The 3,000-nt window shown below is 64.5% G+C and carries 3 protein-coding genes; 1 reads left to right on the forward strand and 2 read right to left on the reverse strand.

The genetic code is table 11. From position 1 onward, the window contains the following. On the reverse strand, positions 1–1,392 hold a 1,392-nt coding region (locus tag EP26_RS30265; protein WP_157033966.1), incomplete at its 3' end, for a recombinase family protein. Continuing rightward, positions 1,389–1,892 (reverse strand): DUF2924 domain-containing protein, encoded by a 504-nt coding sequence (locus tag EP26_RS30270; RefSeq protein ID WP_084113182.1) that lies wholly within the window; start codon positions 1,890–1,892, stop codon positions 1,389–1,391. The genes EP26_RS30270 and EP26_RS30265, both read right to left, overlap by 4 nt. Positions 1,893–2,499: 607 nt before the next feature. On the opposite strand from EP26_RS30270, the gene EP26_RS37095 reads away from it, so the two are divergent. Next, positions 2,500–3,000: hypothetical protein (locus EP26_RS37095; protein ID WP_211259626.1), on the forward strand; the 501-nt coding region annotated here is incomplete at its 3' end.

Here is a 3,000-nt window from a genome sequence, read left to right on the forward strand (position 1 = left end):
GAAGGCCAAGCCATTCGCCTGGACCAGGCCTGCCGACACCATCCTCGGCACGCTGGCCAGGCTTCCTGCACCTTCCGTTTGAGTCGGTGCACTAGCGAGACCCTCCACCCGCAGCCGAATGTCAGCGCCACCCGGCCCGACCACGACCCGCTCCACCAGCGCCCGCACAATCCGTGCCTGCTCAGCCGGGAACAACTCACCCCAGAGCGGGTTCAGCCGCTCCAGCGCGTCCCGGACCTCCATCTCGGTCAAGTCCGGCGCCTCGACCCTCGCTGCCAGCCACGTGCCGACCACGATCTCCGGCTGCCGCAGCAGCGCCCGGACCTGGTTCACCACCGCCGCCTCGATCTCGGCGGCCGACACCCGGCGCACGATGCTGTCGTCCTCAGCGGCCTCGCCCTTCAGCACCCGCTGCGCGACGTAGTAGCGGTATAGCCGACCGTTCTTCCGGCAGTGCGTCGGTGACAGCGCCCGGCCATCGGTGCCGAAGATCAGCCCCTTCAGCAGCGCCGGCGCATGCTGCCGGTTCTGGGCGGCTCGGGCCCTTGGGCTGACCTGCAGGATGGCATGGGCCTTGTCCCAAAGTCCCTGCGGTACGATCGCCTCATGCTCGCCGGGGTAGACCTGACCCTTGTGGCTGACCTCGCCAATGTAGGTCCGCAGGTGCAGCAGCTTGTAGACGTCGCCCCTGTCTAGCAGCCGGCCCGACTTGCTGGTCACGCCCTCGGCCTGCAGGCGCCGGACCGTCTCCACGCCCGAGCCCGTCTCGACGAAGAGCTCGAACACTCGCCGGACCCGCGCCGCCTCGACCTCGTTCACCACGAGCTTTCGATCCCGCACGTCATAGCCGAGCGGCACCTTGCCCCCCATCCACATGCCGCGGGCGCGCGAGGCCGCGAACTTGTCCCGGATTCGCTCGCCGATCACTTCGCGCTCGAACTGGGCGAAGCTGAGCAAGATGTTCAGCGTCAGGCGGCCCATGCTGGTTGTGGTGTTGAAGGACTGCGTGACCGAGACGAAGGTGACGCCATGCGCTTCCATGATCTCGACCAGCTTGGCAAAGTCCATCAGCGAGCGGCTGAGGCGATCAATCTTGTAGACCACGATGACGTCGACCCGCCCCTGCTCGATATCGGTCAGCAAGCGCCGCAGCGCCGGCCGCTCCAGCGTCCCGCCAGAGAAGCCGCCGTCGTCGTAGCGGTCGCGGACGAGTACCCAGCCCTCAGCGCGCTGGGAGGCGACGTAGGCCTCGCAGGCGTCACGCTGGGCGTCGAGGGTGTTGAACTCCTTGTCCAGGCCCTCGTCGGTGCTCTTGCGCGTGTAGACGGCGCAGCGGAGCTTCTTGACCGAGGCCGGCATGACGCCATCGGCCGGCAGCTTACGGCGGCTCATACGCTTGGCCTCCCTTTCAGCCCGAAGAAGGTCCAGCCATTCCAGCGCGTGCCGGTAATGTGCCGCGCGATGGCTGAGAGGGATCGGTAAGGCCGGCCCTCATACTCAAAGTCGTCGGCGCGGACGGTGACCACGTGCTGGACGCCGTCGTATTCGCGGATTAGCCGCGTCCCCGGCAGCGGCCGGCTGTCAGCGCGGATGCGGCGGAGGACGACGTTGCCGCCGTCGAGTTGCTCGCCCAGTGCCTCCAGCCGCGCCCGGGTTTCGGGCTTTAGGCCACCATAGGCCAGTTCCTGGATGCGGTAGGCGAGGCGGCTCTGGATGTAGGCCCGGTTGAAGGGCGGCGGCTCCTTGCCGAATAGGTCGCGCCATTGCTGCTTCAGGTGGGCGATGGGTGCCGACTGGAGGGCTGCTAGGCGACCCAGGACATCCGCTGGTGGGATGGCAGGGATGGTCGGCGCCGACGCCTGTAGAGCCTGCTGGGTGGCTATGCTGGGCATGCGGGTCTCCGGTTGGTCCGGTTCGCATGCATGCTCTGGTCGGCGCGGAAGTGTAGCGAACTCTCTCTTTGGTCACCGGCCTGTGCGGCGTCAGCGGGTTCGACGGAGTGAGCTCTGAGCCGGAGTAAGCCCGTTGCTAGGATGTTGCTGATCTCTTGGAGATGAGGCGGGAGGGACTGGCATCGGCTGGTGCGAAGCATTGGACTTTCGGTCCGTGGTTCGCGCCATACTCCGTCAAGCTGCTTGACAGAAAAACCTGCATACGGCGCTTGGGGCCTTAAGTAGAAAAAGAAGGTATTCAAGAGAACTTCCGGGAAGAGCCGTCATTAAAGCCCATGCCGAGGCGAGTGGCTGTCGGACGGGTCTTCGTAATGCTAGGTCCCCGGGTGCCTGCAGCAGCTTTGATGCGGGACTCGCCGTGTTTTTCCGCGGCGAGTGATGCGTCAGGGGCAGAATGATTTTGCTCGGACCCATGCCGGCCTCTCTCCACTCGAAAGCCCATGCTGACGGGTAAGCAAACGCTGGAGGTGTTATGACAACGCCACCGAGAAGGGAAAGAAGGACACCTCCTGAACTCCTAGTCGACCTGCAGGATCCGTTCGGCTGGATGCGGATCGTAGCGGCCATAGGGTGGAATGGCGAACGGCAGAAACTGGATCAGACATTAGCTACATATTCGGCAGAATGGCTTGGCGTTCTACGTGAAGAAGGCAAGCGGCCAAACCAGCCCCTGAATTTGCACGCACTGAGCCGGAAACTCGGAATCCCACCTGGCGAACTCCTTCGCATGCCGGCATCGGCAGCGTTCTACGCTCGATTCTACGGTGATCCGAGAGGCGTTGCGGCCAGCCTTGAGGACCGGGTCTTCAACCCAGCAGGACATTACCGTGCAGTGGCGGAGGCTCCTGGTCGAGAACAGCTACTCACGGAGTATGCGCGTGCGATTGAGGGTGGCGCCTACCTCGCGGGCGTTCAGCTTTGCCTCGTTGCAATGATGGCGGAGCATCATCCTGAGCTTGGCTTTGCACGTGCCGTGACGCTCGCGTGCCATCATGGCGGGCGGCAGACGATGAGCAGCAATCGCTCGATGAGATCGGCTGAGACATTC

The sequence above is a fragment of the Belnapia moabensis DSM 16746 genome (assembly GCF_000745835.1).
Taxonomy (GTDB): Bacteria; Pseudomonadota; Alphaproteobacteria; order Acetobacterales; family Acetobacteraceae; genus Belnapia; species Belnapia moabensis.

Bases quoted from the DNA above. Each gene is read 5' to 3' on its own strand.
- EP26_RS30270 (WP_084113182.1), bottom strand. From the start codon at position 1,892: ATGCCCAGCATAGCCACCCAGCAGGCTCTACAGGCGTCGGCGCCGACC.